The sequence below is a fragment of the Pseudonocardia sp. genome (assembly GCF_050250275.1).
Taxonomy (GTDB): Bacteria; Actinomycetota; Actinomycetes; order Mycobacteriales; family Pseudonocardiaceae; genus Pseudonocardia.
The window spans coordinates 1-3,319 of sequence record NZ_JBFWOY010000072.1 but is presented as its reverse complement, the minus strand read 5'-3'; the positions used below and the strand labels follow the sequence as shown (position 1 = coordinate 3,319).

Here is a 3,319-nt window from a genome sequence, read left to right as displayed (position 1 = left end):
GCTCGCCGTGCCCACTGAGTGAGCTGGTCACGGTCGGCGTCGGTCAGGGTCACTGCAGGAGCCACGGGGTCCGGCATGAACCTAAGACTACCCAGCTAGCAAAGAAATAACGACTCACGACACTAGGTGGAAACGGACCGGGCGTCGACCACGGGCCCGCTCAGCGGCCGTCGTACTGGGGGCGGGCGGCCGCGAACACGCAGACCAGCAGTTTGTCGATCTGGCGAACAGCCTCTGCGACCTGGCCGAGGTCGACGGGTTTGGTGATGTAGGCCTGCGCCTCCAGCTCGATGCTGCGGACGATGTCGGCCTCGGCCCGCGACGACGTCAGGACCACGACCGGGATGTCGCGCAGCGCCGGGTCGGCCTTCATCTCGGCGAGGACCTCGCGGCCGTCACGGCCCGGCAGGTTGAGGTCGAGCAGCACGAGGTCGGGACGCGGATCGTCCTGGTAGGGCGGTTCGCCGCGCAGCCGGGCCAGCGCGGAGGTGCCGGTCGTCGCGACGTCGAGCCGGTTGCGGAGGTCGTCGTCGAACGCCTCACGGGTGATCATGACGTCGCCCGGGTCGTCCTCGACGAGCAGGACGGTGATCGGAACAGGCGCCATTACGATCGGTCTCCACGGCTCGGGGCGTGCCGACGACGGTCCGGCGAGTCTGCCACGTGGCCGTGCCGAACCGCAGGGGCCCTGCGGCCTCCGGGCCCGGATGGCGCAAGGGTCCCGGAGGCGCAGCGGTCCGCATGGCCCAGCGGTCCCGGATGGCGTAGCGATCCCGGGCCGGCTCGCGCTGTTGTCGTCAACGACGACACCGCGCCCGGGACCTCCTGCGTACGTGGTCGTCGCATGGCCCCCGCTGGACGATCCGTACGTGTGGGCAACGACCGGCGGGGGAGCGGGTGACGGACGGTGCCCCGCCGGTGGACGGTCCGGTTCCGGCGCGGTCCCGCCGCGCCGCGACCGCCGCCGGCCCCGCCTGTGTGACGATCGCTGCGGAACGGAGGGTCCGTTCGCCGGCCGACCCACGAGAGCGCCGCCGGCCGACCACGACACCGTCGCCGGGATCGGGGGGAACCGCCATGAGCACGTTCGCCGGGCTCTGGGACGACCTGCGCGAGGTCGGGCGCGACGGCCGCACCGGCGGCTACCGCCGCTTCGCCTGGACCCCGGCCGACCGCACCCTGCGGGAGTGGTTCCGCGGCGCGGCGGAGAGCCGGGGGTTGATCGTCGACGTCGACCGCGCCGGGAACCAGTGGGCATGGACCGAGGATCCGGACGCCGCGCTCGCCCGGGGACGGACCGGGCTCGTCCTCGGCTCGCACCTCGACTCCGTGCCCGACGGCGGCGCCTTCGACGGCCCCCTCGGCGTCGTGTCGGCCTTCGCCGCCCTCGATGCGCTGCGCGCCGACGGTGTCGTCCTGGCACGGCCGCTGGCGGTCGCGAACTTCGCCGACGAGGAGGGCGCCCGCTTCGGGGTCGCCTGCGCCGGATCGAGAATCCTCACCGGGGCCCTCGACGCCGACCGTGCGCGCGCACTGGTCGACGCCGACGGCGTCACCATGGCCGAGGCGATGGCCGCGGCCGGGCACGACCCGGCGCAGCTGGGGCCCGACCCGGACACCCTGGCCCGGGTCGGCACCTACCTCGAGCTCCACATCGAGCAGGGCCGCGGCCTCGACGAGATCGGCCGGCCCGTCGCCGTCGGCTCGACGATCTGGCCGCACGGGCGCTGGCGGCTCGAGCTGGCGGGGGAGGCCAACCACGCGGGCACGACCCGGATGGCCGACCGCGTCGACCCCATGCCCCGGCTCGCCGCTGCGATCCTCGCCGCCCGCGACGCCGCCACGCGCGCCGGCTGCGTCGCCACCGTGGGCAAGGTCCGGGTCGACCCCAACGGCGTCAACGCGATCCCCTCGTCGGTGACGGCGTGGCTCGACGCCCGCGGCCCCGACGCCGACGAGGTGCGCCGGGTCGTCGGCGAGGTCGCCGCCGCAGCGGGTGCCGACGCCGTCGAGGAGTCGTGGACGGGGCCGACCCGGCTCGCCCAGGACCTGGCCGCCGACCTCGCCCGCCTGCTCGGTGATGCCCCGGTCCTCGCGACGGGCGCGGGTCACGACGCGGGCATCCTCGCCCGCGCGGGCGTCCGGGCCGCGATGTTGTTCGTGCGCAACCCGACCGGTGTCTCCCATTCGCCCGCGGAGCTCGCGGAGCCCGACGACTGCGCGCACGGCGTCGACGCGCTCACCGCGGTGGTGCGGGACCAGCTGCGGGGCTGACGGGCCCGGCCGTCGACGGGCGGCGTCGGTCACCGGGCCGTGACGGCCTCGAGGTGGCCCCGCCACTCCGGCGTCGCCGTGCCGAGGGCCACCGCGTGGGTCAGCCGTAACGTCGTGGCCAGCCACACCAGGACGTCGTGCAGCCGCAGCCGGGTCGGCCGGGCGTCGCCGAGCAGCGCCGCCACCCTGTGCTCCAGGTGCGAGAAGGTCTCGGCGTTGGCCCGGAGCTCCCGGTGGACGACGGCCTCGACGCCGCTGTCGCCCTCGTGGGAGTGGGGGAGCAGCGCGCGGCGGGTGGAGCGGGTCAGGTGCGGGACGAGTGCGGGCCGCTGATGGTGCAGCACCGCGCGGACGTGGCCGGGGTGCGCGCCGCTGGCCCGGTCGATCTCGCGGAACGCGGCGCCGACGGTGCCGGGCTCGCCGAGGACGGAGAGCTGGTCGTCGGGCAGCTCCCAGAACGGCCGGCCGTCGGCGCGTTCCTCGGCGGCCGCGGCCACGGGGGCGACGGTGACGAGTGCCTGCCGGACGTCGGCCCAGCCCGGCCGGTCGAGGCGGCCGTGCAGCCCCTCGCCGATCAGGACGTCGTCGTCGCCGCCGGGGCCGGTCACGAGGGTGTCGTAGCGCGTCCAGCCGAACGCGGGCAGCTGGACCCAGTCGCCCTGCGGTTTGTCGAACGAGCGGAACCACAGCGGCCGACGTCCGCGTGCGTACCCGAGGACCGCGGCGACGGCGGTGTCGACGGGGATCGGGTCGGGGCCGGTCGTGGGCAGCACCAGCGGGGGCGTCGCCGCTGACACCGCTCGGTCGGTCACGGTGGCCATCCTGCCCCAGCAGCGGCCCCGGTGGCCGGTGCCGCGCCCGGGTGTGCGGCCGACCGGGGCTAGGTGTATCCGGCCAAGACGTTGGTGACGATCTGAGCGCCACGACACACGGTCGAGGTTGTTGAACCAGGGAGAGCCCCCGAGTGGGGTGTGGCTTGTCTAGGACCCACACCACCCGGAGGCTCTCGTGGCCCACCGTAATGCCCGCCTGACCGTGCACGGCC

At 75.1% G+C, this 3,319-nt stretch carries 3 protein-coding genes; 1 reads left to right on the top strand and 2 read right to left on the bottom strand.

Annotation, left to right across the window (positions count from 1 at the left end; genetic code table 11):
- Positions 1-160: 160 nt before the first annotated feature.
- Positions 161-607, bottom strand: coding sequence for a response regulator (locus AB7F12_RS31635; RefSeq protein ID WP_428502843.1), 447 nt, complete (start codon positions 605-607; stop codon positions 161-163).
- A gap of 470 nt (positions 608-1,077) precedes the next feature.
- Between AB7F12_RS31635 and AB7F12_RS31630 the strand changes: the two genes are divergently transcribed.
- On the top strand, positions 1,078-2,274 hold the full coding sequence (locus AB7F12_RS31630; RefSeq protein WP_428502844.1) for an allantoate amidohydrolase: 1,197 nt from the start codon (positions 1,078-1,080) through the stop codon (positions 2,272-2,274).
- Positions 2,275-2,303: 29 nt separating this feature from the next.
- Here the strand turns inward: AB7F12_RS31630 and AB7F12_RS31625 are convergent, their stop codons facing one another.
- Positions 2,304-3,086, bottom strand: a complete 783-nt coding sequence (locus tag AB7F12_RS31625) for a hypothetical protein (RefSeq protein WP_428502846.1) — start codon at positions 3,084-3,086, stop codon at positions 2,304-2,306.
- Positions 3,087-3,319 lie beyond the last annotated feature (233 nt).

Coding starts and splice junctions, on each gene's coding strand:
- AB7F12_RS31635 (WP_428502843.1), bottom strand. CDS start 607: ATGGCGCCTGTTCCGATCACCGTCCTGCTCGTCGAGGACGACCCGGGC.
- AB7F12_RS31630 (WP_428502844.1), top strand. CDS start 1,078: ATGAGCACGTTCGCCGGGCTCTGGGACGACCTGCGCGAGGTCGGGCGC.